Raw genomic sequence first — 23,397 nt, 5'->3', positions numbered from 1 at the left:
GCGGCATGAAACTCCTCATCCTCGACCGCGACGGCACGCTCAACCGCGGCCGCGACGACAAGGTCGCGTCGCCGGACGAGTGGGAGCCCTTGCCCGGCGCGCTCGAGGCCGTCGCCCGGCTCAACCACGGCGGCTGGCGCGTGGTGCTGGCCACCAACCAGTCCGGCATCGGCCGGGGCCTGTTCGACATGGCCTCGCTCAACGCCATCCACCTCAAGATGCACCGGCTGATGGCCGCCGCTGGCGCGCGCGTGGAGGCCATCTTCATCTGCCCGCACGCCCCCGAGGACGCCTGCGGCTGCCGCAAGCCCGCGCCCGGACTGTTTCACCAGATCGGCGCGCGCTTCGGCGTGCCGATGACCGAGGTGCCCGCCGCCGGCAACTCGTTGCGCCACGTGCAGGCCGCCGCCGCGGCGGGCTGCAGCACGCACCTGCTGCTCACCGGCCTGTCGGCGTCGCTCAGTGGCCAATCTTCCGTGGCCATTCCCGGCCTGCCACCCGGCACCCAGGTGCACGCCGACCTGGGCGCCTTCGCCGACTGGCTGCTGGCCCAGGTTCCGCCCGCGTCCAAGCTTCCCGCCTGAGCACCCACCGCATGATCGCCGTCAACTTCCTGCGCTCCGTCCTGCATCTGCTGGTGATGGTGGTCACCGTGATTCCCTGGGCGCTCGCGGTCATCGCGGCCTCGCCCTTCGTGAGCAGCACCACGCTGTACTGGATGTGCGCGAACTGGCTGCGCGTGGCGGTGCACAGCGGCACGTTCATCCTGGGCATCCGCAACCGCGTCTCGGGGTGGGAGAACCTGCCCGTGGGCAGCACCGCCCCGGCCGTGCTGCTGCTCAAGCACCAGTCCACGTGGGAGACCTTTGCCATGCCCACGCTGATGCCGCATCCGCTGGCCTATGTCTTCAAGAAGGAACTGCTCTACGTGCCCTTCTTCGGCTGGGCCATGGGCCGGCTGGACATGATCCACATCGACCGCAGCAAACGGACGCAGGCCTTCAACAAGGTCGTCGAACAGGGCCAGCGTCTGCTCGACCAGGGCACCTGGGTGATCATGTTCCCCGAGGGCACGCGCATTCCGCGCGGCGAGAAGGGTGTGTACAAAACCGGTGGCACGCGCCTGGCCGTGGCCACGGGCGCGCCGGTGATCCCCATCGCCGTGAGCTCGGCCAAGTGCTGGCCGCGCAAGGCCTTCATCAAGCGCCCTGGCGTGGTCGACTTCGTCATCGGCAAGCCCATCCCCAGCCAAGGCCGCGAGGCCGACGAACTCATGCGCGAGGTCGAGGCCTGGATCGAAGCCGAGATGCGGCGCCTGGACCCCGAGGCCTATCGCTGAGATCACCATGAGGGGCTTCGTGCAACTCGCGTTCGATCTGTTCGGCGCCGCCGAACCGGAGCCGCCACTCCAGGCGCCCGTGGCACCGCCATCGGCCCCCGCCGTGTCGGTCGGCACCGATCACGCGCTGCCCCTGGCCGAGGTCTTCCAGCCCGGTACCTGGCATCACCCGCGCGCCAACCGTCTGGTGCGCCTGCGCGGCTGCGAGGTGGGCTACGAGTTCCTGCGCGGCAAACGCCGCACCATCGGCCTGAGCGTGGGCACCGACGGCCTGAGCGTGCGCGCGCCGCGCTGGAGCACGCTGGGCGACGTCGAGGCCGTGCTGCAGGAGAAGGCCGGCTGGGTGCTCGACAAGCTGGCCGAGGCGCGCGAGCGCGCCGAGCGTCAGGCCAGCTCGCGCATCCGCTGGGCCGACGGCGCCGAACTGCCGCTGCTGGGCGAGGCCGCGCGCCTGGTGCTCGACCCGGCGCATGGCTTCTCGGGTCGCGGCGGCGCTTTCGACGCGGCCACGCGCACGCTGAGCATCGGCCTGCCGCGCCACGCCAGCGAATCGCAGATCCGCGACGCCGCGCAGGCCTGGCTCATGCGCCACGCGCGCGCGGTGTTCACGCAGAGACTGGACCTCTTCGCGCCGCGCCTGGGCGTGCAATGGGCGAAGCTGAGCCTCTCCAACGCCGACACGCGCTGGGGCAGCGCCAGCGCCGACGGGCGCATCCGCCTCAACTGGCGGCTCATCCACCTGTCGATGGACATGATCGACTACGTGGTGGTGCACGAGCTGAGCCACCTGCACCACATGGACCACAGCCCGCGCTTCTGGGACGTGGTGGCCAGCGTGATGCCCGACCACGCCGAGCGCCGCCGCGCCCTCAAGGACGCGGCGCTGCCCTTCACCGAAGGCTGAAGCGCCAGACGCCGTCGTCGCCCCGCGTGCGCGCCAGCGTGCCCGCATGCCACAGCCGGTTCATGTGTGCCACCGCCTCACCCATGGCGAAGGTGGTCTGGTGCAAATCCAGCTGGCGCTGGAACAGCACGGGCAGCGCGTCGAAGGCGCTCAGCGGCTGCTCGCCGCAGGCCGCGGTCAGCTCGGCCAGGCGCTCCTCGTGGTGCGTGTGCAACTGCTGGATGCGCTCGTGCAGGCCGTTGAACGGCCGGCCGTGCGAGGGCAGCACCAGCGCGTCCGCCGGCAGCGGCAGGAACTTGTCGATCGAATCGAGAAAGAGCTTGAGGGAATCGGCCTCGGGCTCCTGCTCGTACACGCTCACGTTGGTGGAGATGCGCGGCAGGATCATGTCGCCGCTGATCAGCACGTTCAGTGCCTCGCACCACAGGGCGATGTGCTCCGGCGCGTGGCCATAGCCGCTGATGCAGCGCCAGTCGTGGTCGCCGATGCGAACGACCAGGCCATCGAGCAGCCGGCGCGATTGCGCGGGCACGGCCGGCACCAGGCTCGGGTAATAGCCCGCGCGCGCCCGCACCTTGCCCACGCTCTCGGGGTCCAGGAGGCCGTGGCTGGCGAAGTAGGCCGCCGCCGCGTCGCCGCCGAAGCCGGTGGTGGTTTGCGTGCCCAGGCGCGCCATCACGTAGTCGGTGGCGCTGATCCACAGCCGGCATTCATGCGCCCCCACGCTCGCGGCTTCGCCGTGTCGCTGCCCCCCGAGGGGGCTGGCCGTGGCTTGGGGCGGCCCGGCGCCACGGCCGCTCCACCTTTCGCACAGCCAGTGCGCCAGGCCGATGTGGTCCGGGTGCATGTGGGTCACGATCACGCGCAGCACGGGCAGGCCGTCGAGCTCGTTCTGGAACACCTGTTCCCACTGCGCCTTGGCCTCGTCACGCGCAATGCAGCAGTCCACCACCGTCCATCCCTCGCGACCGTCCAGCGTGTCGCGCAGCAACCAGAGGTTGATGTGGTCCAGCGCGAACGGCAGCACCATGCGGATCCACTTCACTCCCGGGGCCACTTCCAGGGCGCGCCCGGGCTCGGGCAGGGCGTTGCCCAGGGGATAGTGCAGACGGGCTTCGAGTTGATCGCGGGTAAGGCTCATGGGAACTACGTGGGGCGGAAGCCTGGATTAAGATGCGCGTCGAATTGACGTTGACGTAAACGTCAAGAAGAGGGCATTCTACGGAGTTGCCACCCGATTCCCTGTCCGCCACCCGACACCGGCACGCACTGGCACATGGCCACCAACCCCACCTACACCATCAGCGATCTGGCGCGCGAGTTCGACCTGACCACGCGCGCCATCCGCTTCTACGAGGACATGGGCTTGCTGCAACCGCTGCGCGAGGGCCCGGGCGGGCGCAATCGCGTCTACAGCGCGCGCGACCGCACCCGCCTCAAACTCACGCTGCGCGCCAAGCGCCTGGGCCTGTCGCTCACCGAGGCCAAGGACATCATCGACATGTACGACAGCCCGCGCGACACCGGGCCGCAGTTGCGCAAGTTCCTGGCCGTGCTCGCCGACCACCGCCGCCAGCTCGAGGAGCAGATGGCCGATCTCGTGGCCAACCTCGACGAGGTGAAGGTGCACGAGAAGGAAGCGCGCGCCCTGCTCACCCGCATCGACCGCAAGAGTGCCTGACCCCGTGACCTCCATGAGCACCAACTTTCAACCCCAGGACCCGAACTTCGAGTCGCGCGTGCGCGAGAGCTTCACGCGCCAGGCCGCCATGGACACGCTGGGCGCCACGCTGGCCGACGTGGCGCCGGGCCGCGTGGTCATCACGCTGCCCTGGGCTGCGCACCTCACCCAGCAGCACGGCTTCCTGCACGCGGGCATGGTGTCTACCGCGCTCGACTCGGCCTGCGGCTACGCGGGCTTCTCGCTCATGCCGGCCGACGCGGCCGTGCTCACCATCGAATTCAAGATCAACCTGCTGGCCCCCGCGCAGGGCGAAGGCTTCCGCATGGTCGGCACCGTGATCAAGCCCGGGCGCACCGTCACCGTGGCCGAAGGTCACGCCTATGCGTTGCACCAGGGCAAGGAAAAGCTCGTCGCCACCATGGGTTGCACCCTCATGGCCGTGCTCGGCCGCGAGAACGTGCGCGGCTGAACCCCCACACCATCGACACCAGGAGACACCCCATGACCTCATTGCCCGGCCTGAACTTCCAGCTCGGCGACGACATCGACGCCCTGCGCGACGCCGTGCGCGATTTCGCGCAGGCCGAGATCGCGCCGCGCGCGGCCGAAATCGACCGCAGCGACCAGTTCCCCATGGACCTGTGGCGCAAGATGGGCGAGCTCGGCGTGCTCGGTATCACCGTGCCCGAGGCCTACGGCGGCGCCAACATGGGCTATCTGGCGCACATGGTCGCCATGGAAGAGATCAGCCGCGCCAGCGCGTCGGTGGGCCTGAGCTACGGCGCGCACTCCAACCTCTGCGTCAACCAGATCAAGCGCAACGGCAACGACGCGCAGCGTCAGAAGTACCTGCCCAAGCTCATCAGCGGCGAGCACGTGGGCGCGCTCGCCATGAGCGAGCCCGGCGCGGGCTCCGACGTGATCAGCATGAAGCTCAAGGCCGAGGACAAGGGCGGCCACTACCTGCTCAACGGCAGCAAGATGTGGATCACCAACGGGCCCGACGCCGACACCTTGGTTGTCTACGCCAAGACCGAGCCCGAGATGGGCGCGCGCGGTGTCACCGCCTTCCTCATCGAAAAAGGCATGAAAGGCTTCAGCATCGCGCAGAAGCTCGACAAGCTGGGCATGCGCGGCAGTCACACCGGCGAGCTGGTATTCCAGAACGTCGAGGTGCCCGCCGAGAACATCCTGGGCGGCCTCAACCAGGGCGCCAAGGTGCTGATGAGCGGGCTGGACTACGAGCGCGCCGTGCTCACGGGTGGGCCGCTGGGCATCATGCAGTCCGTCATGGACAACGTGGTGCCCTACATCCACGATCGCAAGCAGTTCGGCCAGAGCATCGGCGAGTTCCAGCTCATCCAGGGCAAGGTGGCCGACATGTACACCGTGCTGCAGGCCGCGCGCAGCTTCGCCTACACCGTGGCCAAGAACCTGGACATGCTGGGCAGCGAACACGTACGCCAGGTGCGCAAGGACTGCGCGTCCGTCATCCTGTGGACGGCCGAGAAGGCCACCTGGATGGCCGGCGAGGGCGTGCAGATCTTCGGCGGCAACGGCTACATCAACGAATACCCGCTGGGTCGCCTCTGGCGTGACGCCAAGCTCTACGAGATCGGTGCCGGCACCAGCGAGATACGCCGCATGCTGATCGGCCGCGAGCTGTTCGCGGAAACCATGTAAGCCACCCGGTCCGCGAGGGCCACGACAATCTCTCCCCATGAGCGACGACCTTCAACACCTGCTGGAACACAACCGGCGCTGGGCGGCACAGATCGAGGCCGAACGCCCCGGCTTTTTCACCAAGCTCTCTCAGCAGCAGAGCCCCCGCTACATGTGGATCGGCTGCTCCGACAGCCGCGTGCCCGCCAACCAGATCACCGGCCTGGACCCGGGCGAGGTGTTCGTGCACCGCAACGTGGCCAACGTCGTGGTGCCGACCGACCTCAACTGCCTGTCCACTGTGCAGTACGCGGTGGACGTGCTCAAGGTCGAGCACCTCATGGTGGTGGGCCACTACGGCTGCGGCGGCGTGCTGGCCGCGCTGCGCGACACCCGCGTGGGCCTGGCCGACAACTGGCTGCGCCACATCAAGGACGTGCGCGACAAGCACATCGGCCTGCTGGGCGCCTTGCCCGAGGCGCAACGCCACGACGCGCTGTGCGAACTCAACGCCATCGAGCAGGTCGTCAACGTGGCGCAGACAACCGTCCTGCAGGCCGCCTGGGAGCGTGGCCAAGCGGTCGTCCTGCACGGCTGGGTCTACGGCCTGAAGGATGGCCTGGTCCAGGACCTCTTCATGACCGTGCGCGGCAACGACGACGTGGACCAGGCCTACCGCAAGGCCGTGGCCGAGGTCGGCACGCGCCAGCGCTGAACCCGAACCCTCTCAGAACCAGGAGCACTCCATGTCCGACCCCATTGTCATTCTCGGTGCCGCGCGCACGCCCATGGGCGCCTTCCAGGGCGACTTCACCGCGCTGGCCGCGCACGACCTCGGCGGCGCCGCCATCAAGGCCGCGGTTGAACGCAGCGGCGTCGATCCGAAAAGCGTCGACGAGGTGCTGTTCGGCAACTGCCTGATGGCGGGCCAGGGCCAGGCCCCCGCGCGCCAGGCCGCGCTCAAGGGCGGGCTGCCGCTGTCCACCGGCGCGGTCACGCTGTCCAAGATGTGCGGTTCTGGCATGAAGGCCACCATGCTGGCGCACGACATGCTCATGGCCGGCAGCGCGCAGGTGATGGTGTCCGGTGGCATGGAAAGCATGACCAACGCGCCCTACCTGCTGCAAAAGGGCCGCGGCGGCTACCGCATGGGCCACGACAAGATCTACGACCACATGATGCTCGACGGCCTGGAAGACGCCTACGAGCCCGGTCGCAGCATGGGCACCTTCGGCGAGGACTGCGCCGCGAAGTACCAGTTCACGCGTGAGCAGCAGGACGCCTTCGCCACCGCGTCGGTGTCGCGTGCCAAGGCCGCCACCGACAACGGTGCTTTCGCGAAAGAGATCACCCCCGTCACCGTGAAGGACCGCAGCGGCGAGCGCGTGGTCTCCATCGACGAAGGCCCGGGCAAGATCAAGCTCGACAAGATCCCGGCGCTCAAGCCCGCGTTCAAGAAGGACGGCACCATCACGGCGGCCTCCAGCTCCTCCATCAACGACGGCGCGGCCGCGCTGGTGCTGGCCAAGGAATCCACCGCGAAGAAGCTGGGTGCGAAGCCCATCGCGCGCATCGTGGGCCACACCATTCACGCGCAGGAACCCAACTGGTTCACCACCGCGCCCGTGTACGCCACGCAGAAGTTGCTGGCCAACATCGGCTGGAAAGTGGAGGACGTGGACCTGTGGGAGGTGAACGAGGCCTTCGCCGTGGTGCCCATGGCCCTGATGGCCGAGCTCAAGGTGTCGCACGACAAGCTCAACGTCAACGGCGGCGCCTGCGCCCTGGGTCACCCCATCGGCGCCAGCGGCGCGCGCATCCTGGTCACGCTCATCCACGCGCTGCAGGCGCGCGGCGGCAAGCGTGGCGTGGCCACGCTGTGCATTGGTGGTGGCGAAGCCACGGCGATGGCGATTGAACTGATCTGATCGACAGCACGTGGCCACGGTCCTCGTCATCGGCGCCTCGCGCGGCATCGGCCTCGAATTCGTGGGCCAGTACCGCGAAGCCGGTGACCGCGTCATCGCGACCGCACGGGACGACGCCGGCCTCGCGCGCCTGCGAGACCTTGGCGCCGAGGCGCTGCGCGTGGACGTGGCCGAGCCCGCCAGCGTGAGCGGCCTGGCCTGGCAACTCGACGGCGAGAAGCTCGACGTGGCCCTGTACGTGGCCGGTGTGTTCCCGCAGGGCAGCGCCGCGTCGCCACCCACACGCGAGGCCTTCGACCAGGCCATGCACGTCAACCTGCTGGGCGCCATGCAGGTGATTCCGCAGGTGGCCCCTCTGGTGGAGGCCGCGCGCGGGCGCTTTGCCTTCCTGTCCAGCGCCATGGCGCAGATCGCGGGCGTGTCCGACAGCCGCGGCTGGGTCTACCGCGCGAGCAAGGCCGCGTTGAACATGGCGGTGGCCTCGGCCCAGCACGACTACCCCGAGGCCATCCTCGTCGCCATCTCGCCCGGCTGGGTGCAGACCGACATGGGTGGGGCCTCGGCCCCGCTTTCGCCCGAGCGCAGCGTGGCGGACATGCGCCGCACTCTCGCGCGCCTCACGCCCCGGGAGGGCGGCACCTTCATCGACCACGACGGCCGGCCGTTCGACGGCTGGTGAGTCCGGAGCCATCCATGATCCAGACCCTCGAGCAGTTGCGCGATCTCTACGCCGCCCCGGGCGAACGCGCGCGCCGCAAGCAGCTGTCGCGCATCGACGCGCACGCCCGCCGCTTCATCGCGCTCTCGCCCTTCTGCGTGCTCGCCAGTGGCGGCGCCAACGGCCGCCTGCTCGACGCCTCGCCGCGCGGCGGCGAGGCGGGCTTCGTGAAGGTGCTCGACGAGCACACCCTGCTGCTGCCCGACTCGGGCGGCAACAACCGGCTCGACACGCTGGAGAACCTGATCGCCGATCCGCGCGTGTCGCTGATCTTCCTGGTGCCCGGCGTGGAAGAGACGCTGCGCATCAATGGCCGCGCGCGCCTGCGCGACGAGCCGGAGTTCGTGGACCGCTTCGCTCAGGAGCGCCAGCGGCCCCGACTGGTGATCGAGCTCCTGGCGAGCGAGGTTTACCTGCACTGCGCCAAGGCCTTCATGCGCTCGCGGTTGTGGGAGCCGGCGGGCTGGCCCGCGCGCGGCGCGCTGCCGACCATGAACCAGATGATCAGCGACCAGATGGGGCTCGCCGCGCCCACCGAAACCCAGGAGGCCATGCGCGCGCGTTACCTCGCGCAGCTCGCCCAGGAACGAAGCCCCGAGAAGGAATGACATGCTGTTGACCCCCGACCAGGAAGCCGTCCGCGAGGCCGTGCGCGCCTTCGCCCAGGCCGAGCTCTGGCCCCACGCCCCGAAGTGGGACAAGGAGCACCACTTCCCGAAAGACGTGCACCGCGGTCTGGCCGAACTCGGTGCCTACGGCATCTGCGTGCCCGAATCGCTGGGCGGTGCCGGCATGGACTATGTGACGCTGGCCGTTGTGCTGGAAGAGATCGCGGCCGGCGACGGCGGGACCAGCACGGCCATCAGCGTGACCAATTGCCCCGTCAACGCCATCCTCATGCGCTACGGCAGTCCGCAACAGCAAGAGCGCTGGTTGCGCCCGCTCGCGGCCGGGCAGATGCTGGGCGTGTTCTGCCTCACCGAACCGCACGTGGGCTCCGATGCCTCCGCTCTGCGCACCACCGCCGTGAAGCAGGGGGGCGACTACGTGCTCAACGGCGTCAAGCAGTTCATCACCAGCGGCAAAAACGGCCAGCTTGCCATCGTGATCGCGGTCACCGACAAGGCTGCGGGCAAGCGCGGCATGAGCGCCTTCGTGGTGCCCACCGACACGCCGGGCTATGTGGTCGCACGGCTGGAGGACAAGGTGGGCCAGCACAGCAGCGACACCGCTCAGATCAACTTCGAGAACTGCCGCATCCCGGCCGAAAACCTGATAGGCGCGGAGGGCGAGGGCTACAGGATCGCGTTGTCGGCACTGGAGGGTGGGCGCATCGGCATCGCCGCGCAAAGCATCGGCATGGCGCGCAGCGCTTTCGAATGCGCGCTCGCGTATGCGAAGCAGCGCGAGAGCTTCGGCCAGCCCATCTTCAACCACCAGGCGGTGGGTTTTCGCCTGGCCGAAATGGCGACGCAGGTCGAGGCGGCGCGAGCGCTCACCCACCACGCGGCGGCGCTGCGCGACGCCGGCCGGCCCTGCCTGAAGGAGGCCGCCATGGCCAAGCTGTTCGCCAGCGAGATGGCGGAGAAGGTGTGCAGCGACGCCATCCAGGTCCACGGCGGCTACGGCTACGTGAACGACTTCCCGGTCGAGCGCATCTGGCGCGACGTGCGCGTGTGCCAGATCTACGAGGGCACCTCGGACGTTCAGAAGATCCTGATCCAGCGCGCATTGGCTTGAGTCGACGATGCCTCCGGCGCACGGGCCCGATCGAGGATGCCGCGGATCCGGCTCCGCCGGTCCGCAGGCATCGCCCCCTGGGGGGTGACGCCGCAGGCGGCGCGGGGGGTACCATTTCCACATGAACATCATCGTCCTCGGGGCCGGCCGTGTGGGTGAGAGCGTGGCCGAGAGCCTGGTCTCCGAGCAAAACGACATCACCGTCATCGACCTGGACCCGGCCCGCCTGCGCGAGCTCGAGGACCGGCTCGATCTGCGCGGCGTGGTGGGCAACGGCATCCAGCCCTCGGTGTTGCGCGACGCTGGAGCCAAGGACGCCGACATGGTCATCGCCTGCGCCGCGATGGACGAGACCAATCTCGTGGTCTGCAAAGTGGCGCACGACGTTTTCAATGTGCCCACCACCATTGCGCGCCTTCGCTCGCCCGAGTTCGCCGAAGGCGACGAACTGCTCTCGCAGACCGGCTTCTCCGTCAGCCACGTGCTGTGCCCCGAAGAATCGGTCACGGGCTACATCCGCCAGCTCATCAGCTACCCCGAGGCCCTGCAGGTGCTGGAGTTCGCCGGCGGCCGCGCCAGTCTGATCGCGGTGCGTGCCAACCACGGCGGGTCGCTCGTGGGCCACACCATCGGCGAATTCCGCGAGCGCTACACCCGTTGCGAGATGCGCGTGGTCGCGCTCTACCGGCTCGACACCGAGATGGAGGCCACGCCCTCCACGCGCATCCTCGCGGGTGACGAGATCTTCGTGCTGGCCGACACCGACAAGATCCGCGAGGTGCTCTCGGCCATCCACAACATCGACAAGCCGGTGCAGCGTGTGATGATCGCGGGCGGCGGCAAGGTGGGGCTGCGTCTGGCGCGCAGCCTGGCGGGCCAGTGCGAGGTGAAGATCCTCGAGCGCGACAAGAAGCGCTGCGAGTACCTGGCGAGCCAACTGCCGTCCAGCATGCTGATCCTGCAGGGCGATGGCGCCGACGAGGACTTGCTGGAGGAGGAGAACGTCGGCCAGATGGACATGTTCCTGGCGCTCACCAGCGACGACGAGGACAACATCATGTCGGCCATGCTGGCCAAGCGCCTGGGTGCGGGGCGCGTCATGGCGCTCATCAACCGCCGCGCCTACGCCGACATGATGCAGGGCAGCACCATCGACATCGCGATCTCGCCCTCGCAGGCGGTCATCGGCGAGTTGCTCACCCACATCCGTCGCGGCGACGTGGCGGCCGTGCACAGCCTGCGCCGCGGCGCGGCCGAGGCGTTCGAGGGGATCGCGCGCGGCGACGTGAAGACCAGCAAACTGGTGGGGCGGCGCATCGAAGAGATCAAGCTGCCCAAGGGCGCGCGCATCGGCGCGCTGGTGCGAGGCGAAGGCCGCAACTCGGAGGTGCTGATGCCGCACCACGACCTGCTCGTCGAAGACGGTGACCATCTCATCCTCTTCATTCCGCACAAGCGCCTGGTGCGCGAGGTGGAAAAGCTCTTCCAGGTGAGTGCCACCTTCTTCGGCTGAGCGCCGGGTCCCATGCAATCCCTCTGGCTCCCCGTTCTCTCGGTCTTCTCGCGCGTGCTGCTGGCCTTCTCGCCGGCCTTCCTGGTGCCCATGGCCTGGGCCTGGTTTCTCGATCAGGAGCACCACGTGCTGATCTGGGCCTTCGGCTTCGCGGCGGCCGTGCTCAGTGGCTGGCTGCTGTCGCTGGCCACCCGCCATCACCGCCGCGAGCTGCTGCCGCGCGACGGCTTCCTGCTGGTGAACCTGGTGTGGCTGGTGCTGCCTGCCTACGCGGCGGCGCCGCTGTACTACGCGGTGCCCGAGCTGAGCCTGAGCAAAGCCTACTTCGAGGCCATGAGCGCACTCACCGCCACAGGCGCCACGGCCATCTCGGGGCTGGACTTGCTGCCCGTGTCCATCAACGTCTGGCGCTGCTTCCTGCAGCTCATTGGCGGCCTGGGCATCATGCTGCTGGTGGTGGCCGTGCTGCCGCTGCTGGGCCTGGGTGGCATGCAGCTCTACCGCGCCGAAACGCCGGGCCCGATGAAAGACACCAAATTCACCCCCCGCATCGCCGAGACGGCGCGCGGCCTGTGGGGCGTGTACGCGTTCTTCGCGGGGGCCTGCATGTTGGCGTACCGCTGGGCCGGCATGAGCTGGGCCGACGCATTCATGCACATGTGCACCACCATGGGCCTGGGCGGACTCTCGCCCTACGACGCCAGCATCGGACATTTCGATTCGGCGCGCGTGGAGTGGGTGGCCACCGCGTTCATGACCATGGCGGGCATCAGCTTCCTGCGCTACTTCGTGATGATCAAGCGCCGCTCGCTGCGCCCCATCATCGGCGACCGCGAGATCCGGACCTACCTGATGGTGCTGGCCTCGGCCATCGCCGTGGTGACCTTGCTGCTGCTGGTGCACGGGGTGTACACAGACGTGGGCACCGCCTTGCGCAGTGCGGCCTTTCACGTTGTGTCGGTGGCCACCACGACCGGATACGCGTCGGCCGACTACGCCCAATGGCCGGTGTTCGCGCCGGTGCTGCTCATCTTCCTGGGCTGCTTCGCATCCTGCGCGGGCTCCACGGGCGGTGGCATCAAGATGGTTCGCATGGTGCTTCTGATCAAGCAGGCGCGGCGCGAGCTGGTGCGCATCATCCACCCGCGTGTGGTCAATCCGGTCACACTGGCCGGCGGTGTGGTGCCACCGCAGGTGATGAACGCGGTGTTTGGCTTCATGCTGATCTACGGCGCGGCCACCGTCGGCCTGACCATGGCGCTGCTGCTGAGCGGCCTGGACGTCGTCACCGCGTTCTCGGCCGTCATCGCCACCGTCAACAACATCGGCCCCGGCCTGGGCCTGGTGGGGCCGTCGAGCAACTACGGCGTGTTGAACGACGGCCAGATCTGGGTGCTGAGCTTCGCGATGGTGCTGGGCCGGCTGGAGTTTTTGACCGTGCTCGTCCTCTTCACCGGCCAGTTCTGGAGAAAGTAGAGGACCCCCCTGCGCCGCTGCGCGGCTTCCCCCCTGGAAGGGGGGACGACACCTAAGGCCCGGCGAAGCCGGTTCCTTGGTGTCTCTGGGTCAAGTCATTTCAATCGCGGGCGGGGATGGTTAGGCCGCGTTGCACGGCGGGGCGCGCCACGAAGGCGTCGAGCACGCGCTGGACCTCGGGGAATTCGTCAAAGCCCACGATCTCGCGCGCGCCATAGAAGCCCACGAGGTTGCGCACCCAGGGGAAGGTGGCGATGTCGGCGATGGTGTACTGGTCACCCATGATCCAGCGTCGGCCCTTGAGGTGCTGGTTCAGCACGGCCAGCAGGCGCTTGCTCTCGTTCACGTAGCGCTCGCGCGGGCGCTTGTCCTCGTAGTCCTTGCCGGCGAACTTGTGGAAGAAGCCGAGCTGGCCGAACATGGGGCCGATGCCGCCCATCTGGAACATCAGCCACTGCAGGGTTTCGTAGCGCTCGCTGGTGCCGGTGGGCATCAGCTGGCCCGTCTTGCTGGCCAGATACACCAGCATCGCGCCCGATTCCCACAGCGCCAGCGGTTTGCCATCGGGGCCGTTCGGGTCGATGAGCGCGGGGATCTTGTTGTTCGGGTTGAGCGAGAGAAACTCGGGCGAGAACTGGTCGTTGGTGTCGAAGCGGACCAGGTGCGCCTCGTAGGGCAGGCCGGTTTCCTCCAGGGCAATGGAGGCTTTCACGCCGTTGGGCGTGGGCAGCGAATAGAGCTGCAGGCGGTCGGGGTAGCGGGCGGGCCACTTCTTCGTGATGGGGAAGCTGTCGAGAGCGCTCATGGTTTCTCCTGCGGTGTGGCGCGCATTGTGCGGCCACGCCCCGCGTGGCCCCAGGGTTTGCAGGGACATCGATAATCCGCTCTCCCTTGCGAGCACCGATGCCCACCTCCACCAGCGCGCCCTGCCCCTGCGGGCGCGGCCCCGCCTTTGACGCCTGCTGTGGCCGCTTCCTTGGCACTGGCGCCCCCGCCCCCGACGCCGAATCGCTCATGCGCTCGCGCTACAGCGCCTTCGTGCGTGGGGACGCGTCGCACCTGCTGGCCACCTGGCACGCCAGCACGCGGCCGGCGTCGCTGGATCTGGAGCCCGGTGTGAAGTGGCTGGGCCTGGACGTGCGCGCGCACCGCGCGATCGACGCCGACCACGCCGAGGTGGAGTTCGTCGCTCGCTCGCGCGTGGCGGGGCGCGCGACCCGCCTGCACGAACGCAGCCGTTTCGTGCGCGAGGGCGGGCACTGGTTCTATGTGGACGGCGACTTCATCACAAAGGATCGCGCATGAATTTCGAGGCCGTCTTGTTTGACTGCGACGGCGTGCTCGTCGACAGCGAGCCCATCACCAACGGCGTGCTGCGCGAATCGCTCATCGAGGCCGGCTGGGCGATCAGCCGCGAAGACTGCGAGCGTCTCTTCATCGGCCGCGCCGTGCGCGACCTGCGCGAACGCATCGAGACCGAGACCGGCAAGCCCTTCACCGATGCCTGGCTGCAGGCGTTCTATGCGCGCCGCAACACCCGCCTCATGGCCGAGCTGAATGCCATCGAAGGCGTGCACGACGCGGTGGCGCACCTGCACGCACACACCAAGGGGCGCATCGCCTGTGCCTCGGGCGCGGACCGGGCCAAGGTGGTGATGCAGCTCGACAAGGTGGGCCTGTCCCGCTTCTTCGGCGACGCCATCTTCAGCGGCCACGACCTGCCGCGCTCCAAACCCGCGCCCGACGTCTACCTGGCCGCTGCCGCGCACCTGGGGGTGGACCCGACGCGTTGCCTGGTGATCGAAGACACCGCGCCCGGCGCGCAGGCCGGGCTGGCCGCGGGTGCCACGGTGTGGGGCTTCTGCACGCAGGGCCATGGGCGCGCGTTCGACGGCCTGCCGGTGGCGCGCGTGTTCCACCACATGCGCGAGTTGCGGCTCTGAGGCTCGCGGCTCAGCCCCCGCGCCAGATGCGGCTCTGATCGATCTCCGCCAGCGTGCGGCAGCCCGTCAGCGCCATCGCCATCTCCAGCTCCGCGCGCAGCAACTGCAGCACGTGCGCCACGCCCGGCGCGCCGGCGGCGGCCAGGGCGTGCACCACGGGCCGGCCCACCAGCACGGCCGAGGCGCCCAGGGCCAGGGCCTTGAACACGTCGGTGCCGCGGCGGATGCCGCCGTCGAGCAGCAGCGGCAGGCGACCGCTCACGGCGCGCGCGATGGCGGGCAGGGCGTCGATGGTGGCGGGCACGGTGTCGAGCACGCGACCGCCGTGGTTGGAGACGACCACGCCCGCCAGGCCTTCATCGGCCGCGCGCACGGCGTCCTCGGGCGCAAGCACGCCCTTGAGCACGATGGGCAGCACGGTCTGCTGGCGCAGCCAGGCGATGTCGCGCCAGGTGAGGGCGGTCTCCACCAGCGGGCTGCCGAACAGGGGCGGCGTGCCCGGCGGCGCGGTGTGCGGCGGCAGTTGTGCCGCGCCGCGCAGGTTCACCGCGCTCAGCCCCGACGGCAGCGCGAAGCCGGCGCGCTGCTCGCGATTGCGCGCGCCGCTCACCGGGGCGTCCACCGTCACCACCAGGGCGCGGTAGCCGGCCGCTTCCACGCGGTGCACCAGTTCGCGGGTGAAGCCGCGGTCGTGCTGCACGTAAAGCTGGAACCACAGCGGCGCCTTCGCCTGGCGCGCCAGGCCTTCCAGCGGCAGGCCGGCCTGGGTGCTCACCACCATCCCCGCCCCCAGGGCCGAGGCCGCGAGCACGGTGGCCATCTCGCCGTCGGGGTGCGCCAACTGCTGGTAGGCCACGGGGGCCACGAAGACCGGGTGGTCGAAGGACTGGCCGAGCAGCGTGAGCCGCGTGTGGCCGCCGGCCAGGTCGGCCAGGACCCGCGGGGCCAGGCGCAGGCGCTGGAAAGCGGCCTGGTTCTCGCGCACCGTGATCTCGTCGGCCGCGCCGCCCTGCAGCCAGGACCAGGCGGCCTGTGTCATGCGCTCGCGCGCCAGCGGCTCGTAGTCGCTGACGGCGGCCACCTCGGGCGGGATGCGCGCCAGCGGCGGCTTGTGCTCGTTCGGCATCAGGTGTTCGCCCATTGCCGCAGCAGGTTGTGGTACACGCCGGTGAGTTTGTCCAGCGACGGGTGCCCGGGTGCGTCGCGCGCGAGTTGCTGGATCGCGGTGTCGAGCTCGAGCATCAGCGCGCGCTGGCTGTCGTCGCGCACCAGGCTCTGGATCCAGAAAAACGACGCCAGCCGCACGCCGCGCGTGACCGGCGTGACGTGGTGCAGGCTGGTGCCGGGGTAGAGCACCAGGTCGCCCGCCGCCAGCTTGGCGCTGTGCTGGCCGAAGCTGTCCTGCACGGTCAGCTCGCCGCCTTCGTACTCGTTCGGCTCGCTGAAGAACAGGGTGGCCGACAGGTCGCTGCGGATGCGGTGCGGCGTGCCCGGCACGCTGAAGATGGCCGCGTCCACGTGCGCGCCGTACTGGCCGCCCCCCTGGTATCGGTTGAAGCGCGGGGGCAAGACCTTCAGCGGCAGCGCGGCCGACATGAAGAGTGGGTGCTGACCCAGGGCCTGCAGGATCAGGTCGCCCACCTGCCGCGCGGCGGGCTGGTCGTCACCGAGCTGCTGGTTGTCCTTGACCTTGGCGGCCAGGTGGCCAGCGGTGGCGCGGCCATCGCTCCAGTCGGCGGCCTCCAGCAACTGACGGCACTGGCGCACCTGCTCGGGCGACAGCACCTGGGGAACGCGCAGCATCATGGGTCGGCAGTTAAATGAGAACGATTCCCGATTGTGACCGGCTTTGGCGGCGGTCTCGCTAGCGCCGCCGCCACTCCCCGGGGGACTGCCCGGTCCACGCCCGGAACGCGCGGATGAAGCTCTTCTCGTTGCGGAACCCCGCGGCCTCGGCCACCTGCTTGATCGGTCGGTCGGTGCGCAGCAGCCACTGGCTCGCGCGCTCGCGCCGCACCTCGTCCTTCAGCGCTTGCAGGCTGGCGCCTTCTTCCTTCAGTTGCCGGTGCAGCGTGCGGGCCGAGGTGTGCAGCAGGGCCGCCAGGTCGTCGGCGTTGTGGGTGTCCAGCGGTTGGCTGGCCAGCAGTTGGCGCACGCGCTGCACCAGCAGGCGGTCGCGCCGGTAGGAGCGCACCGTGAGCGGCAGCGCGCGCTGCAGCAACTGCGTCATGGCCGTTTCGTCGCGGCGCAGCGGCAGCGCCAGGTAGCGCGCGTCGAAGGCGATGGCGCCCTCGTCGGCGTCGAAGCGCGCGGGCGCGTCGAACAGCACCGGGTAGGCCTCGACGTGCGTCGGCGGCGCGTAGGGAAAGCGCGCCTCCAGCAGCGGAATGCGCGAATCCACGAACCAGGCTGCCAGGCCATGTATGTTGCGCAGCACCGAGACCACGCACAACTCGGTGAGCGGGCCCGGGTCGCGGCGCAGGCGCAGCACGATCTCGGCACGCTCGCCGCTCGTCTCCACGCCCAAGGCGATGGCGTTGGCGAGCAGCCCGTGGTGGCGGCACCAGCGCTTGAGCGCCACGCCCAGCGTGGGCGCGGACAGCGAGGCGCGCGCCAGCAGCCCGTAGCTGCCCCAGGGCAGGGCGCGTTCGAAGCAGCCCAGCGCTTCGTCGTCGAGCTCGCGCATGGCCGCATAGGACACGGCCTCCATCTGCGCGGCGGTGATGCGCGCTCGGGGATCGTTCAGACGAGCTGGCGGAATTTGTGCCTGCGCGAGCGCGTGCGACGGGTCCATGCCGCGCGCCCGATAGGCCAGCGCCATGGCCTTGATCAGCGCCATGGGCGTGAGGGCGGGGCCTTGCAGCAGATCGGGGTGGTCGATGGGCACCGGTGGAGTGTGCCACCGCGCTCCCGGCGTGGCGCGATTTGCAACCGCCATGGCGCCCGGCCCGGTACATCCCGGGTGTACCCTCCCCCCTCGTTCGCCCACACAAGACGAGACCGGCCATGACCATCCTGGAGACCAAGCTCAACCCCCGATCGGCCGATTTCCAGGCCAACGCCGAGGCCATGCGCGCCCAGGTGGAGGACCTGAAGGTCCAGCTCGCCAAGGCCGCGCAAGGCGGTGGCGAGGCCGCTCGCGCCAAGCACGTCAAGCGCGGCAAGCTGCTGCCGCGCGACCGCGTGCAGATGCTGCTGGACCCCGGCACCCCCTTCCTGGAACTCGCGCCCCTGGCTGCGCACGGCATGTACCACGGCGACGCGCCCTGCGCGGGCCTGATCGCCGGCGTTGGCCGCGTGAGCGGGGTCGACTGCCTGATCGTCTGCAACGACGCCACCGTGAAGGGCGGCACCTACTACCCCATGACGGTGAAGAAGCACCTGCGCGCGCAGGAGGTGGCGATGCAGAACCAGCTGCCGTGCATCTACCTGGTGGACTCGGGCGGCGCCAACCTGCCCAACCAGGACGAGGTCTTCCCCGACCGCGATCACTTCGGCCGCATCTTCTACAACCAGGCCAACATGAGCGCGCAGGGCATCGCGCAGATCGCGGTGGTCATGGGCTCGTGCACCGCCGGTGGCGCCTACGTGCCCGCCATGAGCGACGAGACCATCATCGTCAAGAACCAGGGCACCATCTTCCTGGGCGGCCCGCCGCTGGTGAAGGCCGCCATCGGCGAGATCGTGAGCGCCGAGGACCTGGGCGGCGGCGACGTGCACACGCGCCTCTCTGGCGTGGCCGATCACCTGGCGCAGAACGACGCGCACGCCATCGCGCTGGCGCGCCAGGCCGTGGCCACGCTCAACCACCGCAAGGCAGTGGCGCAGGCGCTCATCGAGCCGCGCGCGCCGAAGTACGCCGCCGAAGAGATGTACGGCGTCATCCCCACCGACGTGCGCAAACCCTACGATGTGCGCGAGATCATCGCGCGCCTGGTGGACGGCTCCGAGTTCCACGAGTTCAAGGCGCGCTTCGGCGCCACCCTGGTCTGCGGCTTCGCGCACATCGAAGGCATGCCCATCGGCATCGTCGCCAACAACGGCGTGCTGTTCTCCGAAAGCGCGCAGAAGGGCGCGCACTTCATCGAGCTGTGCGGTCAGCGCAAGGTGCCTCTGCTGTTCCTGCAGAACATCACCGGCTTCATGGTGGGCCGCAAGTACGAGAGCGAAGGCATCGCGCGCCACGGCGCCAAGATGGTGACGGCCGTGGCCACCGTGCAGGTGCCCAAGTTCACCATCATCATCGGCGGCAGCTACGGCGCGGGCAACTACGGCATGTGCGGCCGCGCCTACAGCCCGCGCTTCCTCTGGATGTGGCCCAACGCGCGCATCAGCGTCATGGGTGGCGAGCAGGCGGCGAGCGTGCTGGCCACCGTCAAGCGCGACGGCATCGAGGCCAAGGGTGGTTCGTGGAGCGCGGAGGAGGAAGCGAAGTTCAAGCAGCCGCTGCTCGACCAGTTCGCGCACCAGTCGCACCCGTATTTTTCCAGCGCGCGCCTGTGGGACGACGGCGTCATCGACCCCGCCGACACGCGCCGCGTGCTGGCGCTGGCGATGTCGGCCACGCTCAACGCGCCGATCGGCGAGCCGAAGTTTGGTGTGTTCCGCATGTGATGTGTATGATTTGAGCGTTTCATACACATTCAGGGGTGGTTCTCATGCGAACGAACATCGACATCGACGACGACTTGATGGCCGCGGCCATGGAGGCGGGCGGTTTCAAGACCAAGAAGGAGGCGGTTGAAGAAGGCTTGCGTCTCGTGCGCCGCCGCAAGGTGTACGACGGCTTGTTGGCCTTGCGCGGCAAGCTCCAATGGGACGACTCCGACGAGGGCTGGGCGCAGGCCCGTGAAGAGGGCGCAACCACGCTCATGGTGCAGGAGCCGGTGGCGCCCTATGCCACACCTGGCAAGGCCGCCTCTGCAGGCAAGGCCCAACCGGCGAAGCCAGGCAAGGCCTCGGCCCGCGCACGGAGCAAGCGCTCATGATCCTGGTGGATTCCAGCGTCTGGATCGACTTCTTCCGGGGCGGGCACAGCGCGCCGTCACTGGTGCTGACGCAATGCCTGGGGGATTCCAGCCGCGAAGTCGGCATGCCTGACCTCGTCCTGTTCGAAGTGATGCGCGGGTTCCGCGAAGGCCGCCTGATGCGGGAGGCCCAGGCGCTGATGGGCGCCTTGCCACAGGTGGAGATCGGCGGTGCGCAGAACGCGCTGCAGGCCGCCGAACGCTACCGCCGCCTGCGTGCGGCCGGCCGCACCGTGCGCAGCCCCATCGACATCCTGCTGGCGAGCTACTGCATGACGCACGGTCACGTGCTGCTGCACCGAGACGCCGACTTCGAGTCGCTCAAGGACCTGGGAGGCCTGGACACATGGCCGCAATGAGCCCCTGGCGCGGACACTTCCTCACGTTCGCGCGCTACCACGCCTGGGCCACGCGGCGCCTGCTGGACGCAGTGGCGCCCTTGAGCGACGAGGCCTACCGCCGCGACGTCGGCCTGTTCTTCAAAAGCGTGCACGGCACGCTGAACCACCTGCTGGTGGGCGAGACCTTGCTGTGGTTCCGCCGCTTCGCGCACGGCGAATCGCCCGCGCTCAAGCTGGACATGGAGGCCGAGCCCGACCGCGCGCGGCTCGCGCAGGCGGTGCTGGATGGCGCGATGGCCTGGGAAGCCGCCATCTCGGCCTGGCCCGCCGAGCGCTTCGATGGCCGCATCCGCTACACCCGAATGACGGGCGCCGTGGTGGACCTGCCGTTCGCGCCGACCCTGGCCCATGTGTTCAACCACGCCACGCACCACCGCGGGCAGATCACCGCGGCGCTCACCTTGCTCGGGCAACCTGGCCCTGAACTGGACCTCGTGTACTTCCTGCAGATGCAGGAAGCCCAGACCGGCTGAAGCCGGCACCCTCAACGGAGACAAGCCCTTGGACACCACGATCTACGACACCCCCGAGCACCAGACCCTGCGCGAGCAGGTGGCGCGTTTCGTCGCGCGCGAGGTGGAGCCGCACGCCCAGGCCTGGGAAGAACGCGGCATGGTGCCGCGCGAGGTGCTGCGCCGCATGGGCCAGGCCGGCCTGCTGGGCATCGCCTTCGAAGGCGAATACGGCGGCGGCGACGCCGACGCGCTGACCAACCTGGTGTTTGCCGAGGCGCTGTCGCAGAGCACCTTTGCGGGCTTCGTCATCACCGTGCTCGTGCACACCGACATGGCCGGCCCGCACCTGCACCACGCGGGCAACGCCGCGCAGAAGGCGAAGCACCTGCCCAAGGTCTGTGCGGGCGAATCGATCTGCGCGGTGGCCATCACCGAGCCCGGCGCGGGCTCCGACGTCGCGGGCATCCGCACCACCGCGAAGCGCGACGGCGATGACTGGGTCATCAACGGCACCAAGATGTTCATCACCAACGGCGTGCACGCCGACCTCTACTTCGTCGCGGCCAAGACCGGCCCCGGCAAGCGCGAGGTCTCGATGTTCATCGTCGAGAAGGGAACGCCCGGCTTCAGCGTGGGCCGCGCCCTGCACAAGACGGGCTGGCTCAGCTCCGACACCGCCGAGCTGGTGTTCGACAAGGTGCGCGTGCCCGCTGCCAACCTGTTGGGCGAGGAGGGCAAGGGCTTCTACGCCGTCATGAAGAACTTCCAGACCGAACGCATCGCCCTGGGCGCCATGGCCGTGGGCCACTGTCAGCGCGCACTGCAGCTCACACTGGACCACGTGCGCCAGCGCCAGGCCTTCGGCGGGCCGCTGTGGGACCAGCAGGTCATTCGCCAGCGCCTGTCCATGCTCGACGCCAAGGTGCGCGCGGCGCGCCAGTTCATGTACCACTGTGCCTGGGCCGTCACGCAGGGGCGTGACATCGTGCAGGACGTGTCCATGCTCAAAGCCCTCACGGGTGAGCTGGTGAACGAGGTGGTGCAGACCTGCCAGCAGTTCCACGGGGGCATGGGCTTCATCCGCGAGACGGCGATCGAACGCCTGTGGCGCGACGCGCGCGTGCTGGCCATCGGCGGCGGCGCGACGGAAGTGATGCTGGAAGAAGTAGCGAAGAGGTATTGAGATGAGTGACGTGATCGATGTGTCCCGCCCCAGCGCCCACGTGGCGCGCGTGTGGCTCAACCGCCCCGACGTGCGCAACGCCTTCAACGACGAGGTGATTGCCGCGCTCACGCGAACCTTCGAATCCCTGTCGCAGGACAAGGACCTGCGCGTGGTCGTGCTCGGCGCGCACGGCAAGGCCTTCTGCGCCGGCGCCGACCTGAACTGGATGAAGGCCATGGCTGGCTATTCCTGGGATGAGAACCGCGCCGACGCCCAGCGCCTGGCCGACATGCTCTGGACCCTGGACCAGTGCCCCGTCCCCGTCGTGGGGCGTGTGCAGGGCGACTGCTACGCCGGCGGCATGGGCCTGGCGGCCATCTGCGACGTGCTCGTGGCCGTGGAGGGCGCGACCTTCTGCCTGTCCGAGGCGCGCCTGGGCCTGCTGCCCGCCACGATCAGCCCCTATGTCATCCGCGCCATGGGCGCGCAGGCCGCGCGCCGCTACATGGTCACGGCCGAGCGCTTCAGCGCCGCGCAGGCCCGGGCGCTGGGCCTGGTGCACGAACTCACCACCCCCGACACGCTGGACGCCAAGGTCGACGAGATCGTCACCACGCTGGTGAACAACGGCCCCGCCGCCGCCCGCGCCTGCAAGGCCCTGGTGCGCGACGTGGCGGGCCAGCCGCTCACGGCCGAACTGCGCGCCGACACCGCGCGCCGCATCGCCGACATCCGCGCCAGCGACGAAGGCCGCGAGGGGCTGGCTTCGTTTCTCAACAAGCGCTCGCCGACCTGGCTGCCGGCGCAGGGCTGATCCAGCATGCAGGACGCGCTGAACCATCTGGGCACCCCCGAGCTGCTGGCGCTGGCCGCCGCGCTCGGCTGGGCCAGTGGCCTGCGCCTGTACCTCGTGGTTTTCCTCACCGGCCTGGCGGGCTGGCTTGGCTGGTTGCCGCTGCCCCCGGGCCTGCAGGTGCTGCAGCACCCGGCGCTGCTGGGCGCCAGCGGCTTCATGCTCTTCATCGAGTTCTTCGCCGACAAGATCCCCTGGGTCGATTCGATCTGGGACCTGATCAACAGCGTCATCCGCGTGCCCGCGGGTGCCGCGCTCGCGGCCGGCGCGCTGGGCGCCGACAGCGCCACCATGGCGTTGATGGCAGCGCTGCTGGGCGGCACCCTGGCCGCCACCAGCCAGGCCGCCAAGACCAGCACGCGCGCGGCGGCCAACGCCTCGCCCGAGCCCTTCTCCAACGTCGGCCTAAGCCTGCTCGAGGACGGATTGGTCGTCGGCGCCCTGTGGCTGGCCACGCAGCACCCGCTGGTGTTCGCCGTGCTGCTGGTGATGGCCGTGCTGGCCATGTGGGCCATCACCTGGCTGCTGTTCAAGTTCTTCCGCGCGGCCTGGCGCCGCGTGTTCCCCGCGCTCCCGAAGGAAAGCTGAG

At 69.2% G+C, this 23,397-nt stretch carries 27 protein-coding genes; 22 read left to right on the top strand and 5 right to left on the bottom strand.

Annotated elements, in window-relative coordinates:
- Nucleotides 1-5: 5 nt before the first annotated feature.
- The 3 genes from gmhB to BN948_RS05940 are packed head-to-tail and all read left to right on the top strand — an operon-like array spanning nucleotide 6 to nucleotide 2,243.
- The gene (gene gmhB / locus BN948_RS05950; protein WP_009516615.1) at nucleotides 6-584 is read left to right on the top strand and encodes a D-glycero-beta-D-manno-heptose 1,7-bisphosphate 7-phosphatase; all 579 of its coding nucleotides are present in this window, start codon (nucleotides 6-8) and stop codon (nucleotides 582-584) included.
- 11 nt (nucleotides 585-595) lie between these two features.
- Nucleotides 596-1,339 (top strand): lysophospholipid acyltransferase family protein, encoded by a 744-nt coding sequence (locus tag BN948_RS05945; RefSeq protein ID WP_009516616.1) that lies wholly within the window; start codon nucleotides 596-598, stop codon nucleotides 1,337-1,339.
- A gap of 7 nt (nucleotides 1,340-1,346) precedes the next feature.
- Entirely contained in the window at nucleotides 1,347-2,243 is an 897-nt protein-coding gene (locus BN948_RS05940) for a M48 family metallopeptidase (RefSeq protein ID WP_009516617.1), read from the top strand.
- Here the strand turns inward: BN948_RS05940 and BN948_RS05935 are convergent.
- On the bottom strand, nucleotides 2,230-3,384 hold the full coding sequence (locus tag BN948_RS05935; RefSeq protein ID WP_009516618.1) for an MBL fold metallo-hydrolase: 1,155 nt from the start codon (nucleotides 3,382-3,384) through the stop codon (nucleotides 2,230-2,232). The two genes, BN948_RS05940 and BN948_RS05935, sit on opposite strands and share 14 nt — an antisense overlap.
- A 135-nt stretch (nucleotides 3,385-3,519) precedes the next feature.
- Between BN948_RS05935 and BN948_RS05930 the strand changes: the two genes are divergently transcribed.
- The 10 genes from BN948_RS05930 to BN948_RS05885 all read left to right on the top strand — a co-directional run bounded on the left by BN948_RS05930 (nucleotide 3,520) and on the right by BN948_RS05885 (nucleotide 12,964).
- Nucleotides 3,520-3,924 carry a MerR family transcriptional regulator gene (locus BN948_RS05930; RefSeq protein ID WP_009516620.1) on the top strand — a complete coding sequence of 135 codons (405 nt, stop codon included), beginning with the start codon at nucleotides 3,520-3,522 and terminating at the stop codon, nucleotides 3,922-3,924.
- 13 nt (nucleotides 3,925-3,937) lie between these two features.
- Nucleotides 3,938-4,396, top strand: a complete 459-nt coding sequence (locus BN948_RS05925; RefSeq protein WP_009516621.1) for a PaaI family thioesterase — start codon at nucleotides 3,938-3,940, stop codon at nucleotides 4,394-4,396.
- Between the two features lie 32 nt (nucleotides 4,397-4,428).
- Nucleotides 4,429-5,610, top strand: a complete 1,182-nt coding sequence (locus tag BN948_RS05920; protein ID WP_009516622.1) for an isovaleryl-CoA dehydrogenase — start codon at nucleotides 4,429-4,431, stop codon at nucleotides 5,608-5,610.
- A 37-nt stretch (nucleotides 5,611-5,647) separates the two neighbouring features.
- Complete coding sequence (gene can / locus BN948_RS05915; protein WP_009516623.1) at nucleotides 5,648-6,304, top strand: carbonate dehydratase; 657 nt, start codon at nucleotides 5,648-5,650, stop codon at nucleotides 6,302-6,304.
- A gap of 31 nt (nucleotides 6,305-6,335) precedes the next feature.
- Nucleotides 6,336-7,517 (top strand): acetyl-CoA C-acyltransferase, encoded by a 1,182-nt coding sequence (locus tag BN948_RS05910; RefSeq protein WP_009516624.1) that lies wholly within the window; start codon nucleotides 6,336-6,338, stop codon nucleotides 7,515-7,517.
- A gap of 10 nt (nucleotides 7,518-7,527) precedes the next feature.
- A complete protein-coding gene (locus BN948_RS05905) occupies nucleotides 7,528-8,196 on the top strand; it encodes an SDR family oxidoreductase (RefSeq protein ID WP_009516625.1) in 669 nt (222 codons plus the stop codon).
- A 14-nt stretch (nucleotides 8,197-8,210) separates the two neighbouring features.
- Nucleotides 8,211-8,843 carry a pyridoxamine 5'-phosphate oxidase family protein gene (locus BN948_RS05900; protein ID WP_009516626.1) on the top strand — a complete coding sequence of 211 codons (633 nt, stop codon included), beginning with the start codon at nucleotides 8,211-8,213 and terminating at the stop codon, nucleotides 8,841-8,843.
- A gap of 1 nt (nucleotide 8,844) precedes the next feature.
- Nucleotides 8,845-9,975 carry an acyl-CoA dehydrogenase family protein gene (locus tag BN948_RS05895; RefSeq protein WP_009516627.1) on the top strand — a complete coding sequence of 377 codons (1,131 nt, stop codon included), beginning with the start codon at nucleotides 8,845-8,847 and terminating at the stop codon, nucleotides 9,973-9,975.
- Nucleotides 9,976-10,096: 121 nt separating this feature from the next.
- Nucleotides 10,097-11,488, top strand: a complete 1,392-nt coding sequence (gene trkA / locus BN948_RS05890) for a Trk system potassium transporter TrkA (protein WP_009516628.1) — start codon at nucleotides 10,097-10,099, stop codon at nucleotides 11,486-11,488.
- Nucleotides 11,489-11,500: 12 nt separating this feature from the next.
- On the top strand, nucleotides 11,501-12,964 hold the full coding sequence (locus BN948_RS05885; RefSeq protein ID WP_009516630.1) for a TrkH family potassium uptake protein: 1,464 nt from the start codon (nucleotides 11,501-11,503) through the stop codon (nucleotides 12,962-12,964).
- 100 nt (nucleotides 12,965-13,064) lie between these two features.
- On the opposite strand, the gene BN948_RS05880 is transcribed toward BN948_RS05885, so the two are convergent.
- Nucleotides 13,065-13,769, bottom strand: coding sequence for a glutathione binding-like protein (locus BN948_RS05880; RefSeq protein ID WP_009516631.1), 705 nt, complete (start codon nucleotides 13,767-13,769; stop codon nucleotides 13,065-13,067).
- A gap of 98 nt (nucleotides 13,770-13,867) precedes the next feature.
- On the opposite strand from BN948_RS05880, the gene BN948_RS05875 reads away from it, so the two are divergent.
- Together BN948_RS05875 and BN948_RS05870 are read left to right on the top strand one after the other, a co-directional pair.
- Nucleotides 13,868-14,269, top strand: coding sequence for a YchJ family protein (locus tag BN948_RS05875; RefSeq protein ID WP_009516632.1), 402 nt, complete (start codon nucleotides 13,868-13,870; stop codon nucleotides 14,267-14,269).
- On the top strand, nucleotides 14,266-14,907 hold the full coding sequence (locus tag BN948_RS05870) for an HAD family hydrolase (protein WP_009516633.1): 642 nt from the start codon (nucleotides 14,266-14,268) through the stop codon (nucleotides 14,905-14,907). The genes BN948_RS05875 and BN948_RS05870 overlap by 4 nt, the downstream gene beginning before the upstream one ends.
- A 10-nt stretch (nucleotides 14,908-14,917) precedes the next feature.
- On the opposite strand, the gene BN948_RS05865 is transcribed toward BN948_RS05870, so the two are convergent.
- The 3 genes from BN948_RS05865 to BN948_RS05855 are packed head-to-tail and all read right to left on the bottom strand — an operon-like array spanning nucleotide 14,918 to nucleotide 17,845.
- Complete coding sequence (locus BN948_RS05865) at nucleotides 14,918-16,033, bottom strand: alpha-hydroxy acid oxidase (protein WP_035620840.1); 1,116 nt, start codon at nucleotides 16,031-16,033, stop codon at nucleotides 14,918-14,920.
- On the bottom strand, nucleotides 16,033-16,713 hold the full coding sequence (locus tag BN948_RS05860) for a Fe2+-dependent dioxygenase (RefSeq protein ID WP_009516635.1): 681 nt from the start codon (nucleotides 16,711-16,713) through the stop codon (nucleotides 16,033-16,035). The genes BN948_RS05865 and BN948_RS05860 overlap by 1 nt, the downstream gene beginning before the upstream one ends.
- A 58-nt stretch (nucleotides 16,714-16,771) precedes the next feature.
- On the bottom strand, nucleotides 16,772-17,845 hold the full coding sequence (locus tag BN948_RS05855) for an AraC family transcriptional regulator (RefSeq protein ID WP_009516636.1): 1,074 nt from the start codon (nucleotides 17,843-17,845) through the stop codon (nucleotides 16,772-16,774).
- Nucleotides 17,846-17,913: 68 nt separating this feature from the next.
- Here BN948_RS05855 and BN948_RS05850 point away from each other — a divergent pair, with 68 nt between their 5' ends.
- From BN948_RS05850 to BN948_RS05820, 7 genes are read left to right on the top strand one after another with little or no spacing between them, the layout of a single operon-like run.
- Nucleotides 17,914-19,521: a carboxyl transferase domain-containing protein gene (locus tag BN948_RS05850; RefSeq protein ID WP_009516637.1), complete on the top strand. Its 1,608-nt coding sequence runs from the start codon at nucleotides 17,914-17,916 to the stop codon at nucleotides 19,519-19,521.
- Between the two features lie 44 nt (nucleotides 19,522-19,565).
- Nucleotides 19,566-19,895: a type II toxin-antitoxin system VapB family antitoxin gene (locus BN948_RS05845; RefSeq protein WP_009516638.1), complete on the top strand. Its 330-nt coding sequence runs from the start codon at nucleotides 19,566-19,568 to the stop codon at nucleotides 19,893-19,895.
- Nucleotides 19,892-20,293 (top strand): type II toxin-antitoxin system VapC family toxin, encoded by a 402-nt coding sequence (gene vapC / locus BN948_RS05840; protein ID WP_009516639.1) that lies wholly within the window; start codon nucleotides 19,892-19,894, stop codon nucleotides 20,291-20,293. The genes BN948_RS05845 and vapC overlap by 4 nt, the downstream gene beginning before the upstream one ends.
- Nucleotides 20,281-20,808 carry a DinB family protein gene (locus tag BN948_RS05835; RefSeq protein ID WP_009516640.1) on the top strand — a complete coding sequence of 176 codons (528 nt, stop codon included), beginning with the start codon at nucleotides 20,281-20,283 and terminating at the stop codon, nucleotides 20,806-20,808. The genes vapC and BN948_RS05835 overlap by 13 nt, the downstream gene beginning before the upstream one ends.
- A 28-nt stretch (nucleotides 20,809-20,836) precedes the next feature.
- Nucleotides 20,837-21,973: an acyl-CoA dehydrogenase family protein gene (locus BN948_RS05830; protein ID WP_009516641.1), complete on the top strand. Its 1,137-nt coding sequence runs from the start codon at nucleotides 20,837-20,839 to the stop codon at nucleotides 21,971-21,973.
- 1 nt (nucleotide 21,974) lies between these two features.
- Nucleotides 21,975-22,769: an enoyl-CoA hydratase/isomerase family protein gene (locus BN948_RS05825; RefSeq protein ID WP_009516642.1), complete on the top strand. Its 795-nt coding sequence runs from the start codon at nucleotides 21,975-21,977 to the stop codon at nucleotides 22,767-22,769.
- Between the two features lie 6 nt (nucleotides 22,770-22,775).
- Nucleotides 22,776-23,396 carry a DUF4126 domain-containing protein gene (locus BN948_RS05820; RefSeq protein WP_009516643.1) on the top strand — a complete coding sequence of 207 codons (621 nt, stop codon included), beginning with the start codon at nucleotides 22,776-22,778 and terminating at the stop codon, nucleotides 23,394-23,396.
- Nucleotide 23,397 lies beyond the last annotated feature (1 nt).

The organism is Hydrogenophaga intermedia, from assembly GCF_000723405.1.
GTDB lineage: Bacteria > Pseudomonadota > Gammaproteobacteria > Burkholderiales > Burkholderiaceae_C > Hydrogenophaga > Hydrogenophaga intermedia.
This window is presented reverse-complemented; position numbering and strand designations above follow the sequence as displayed.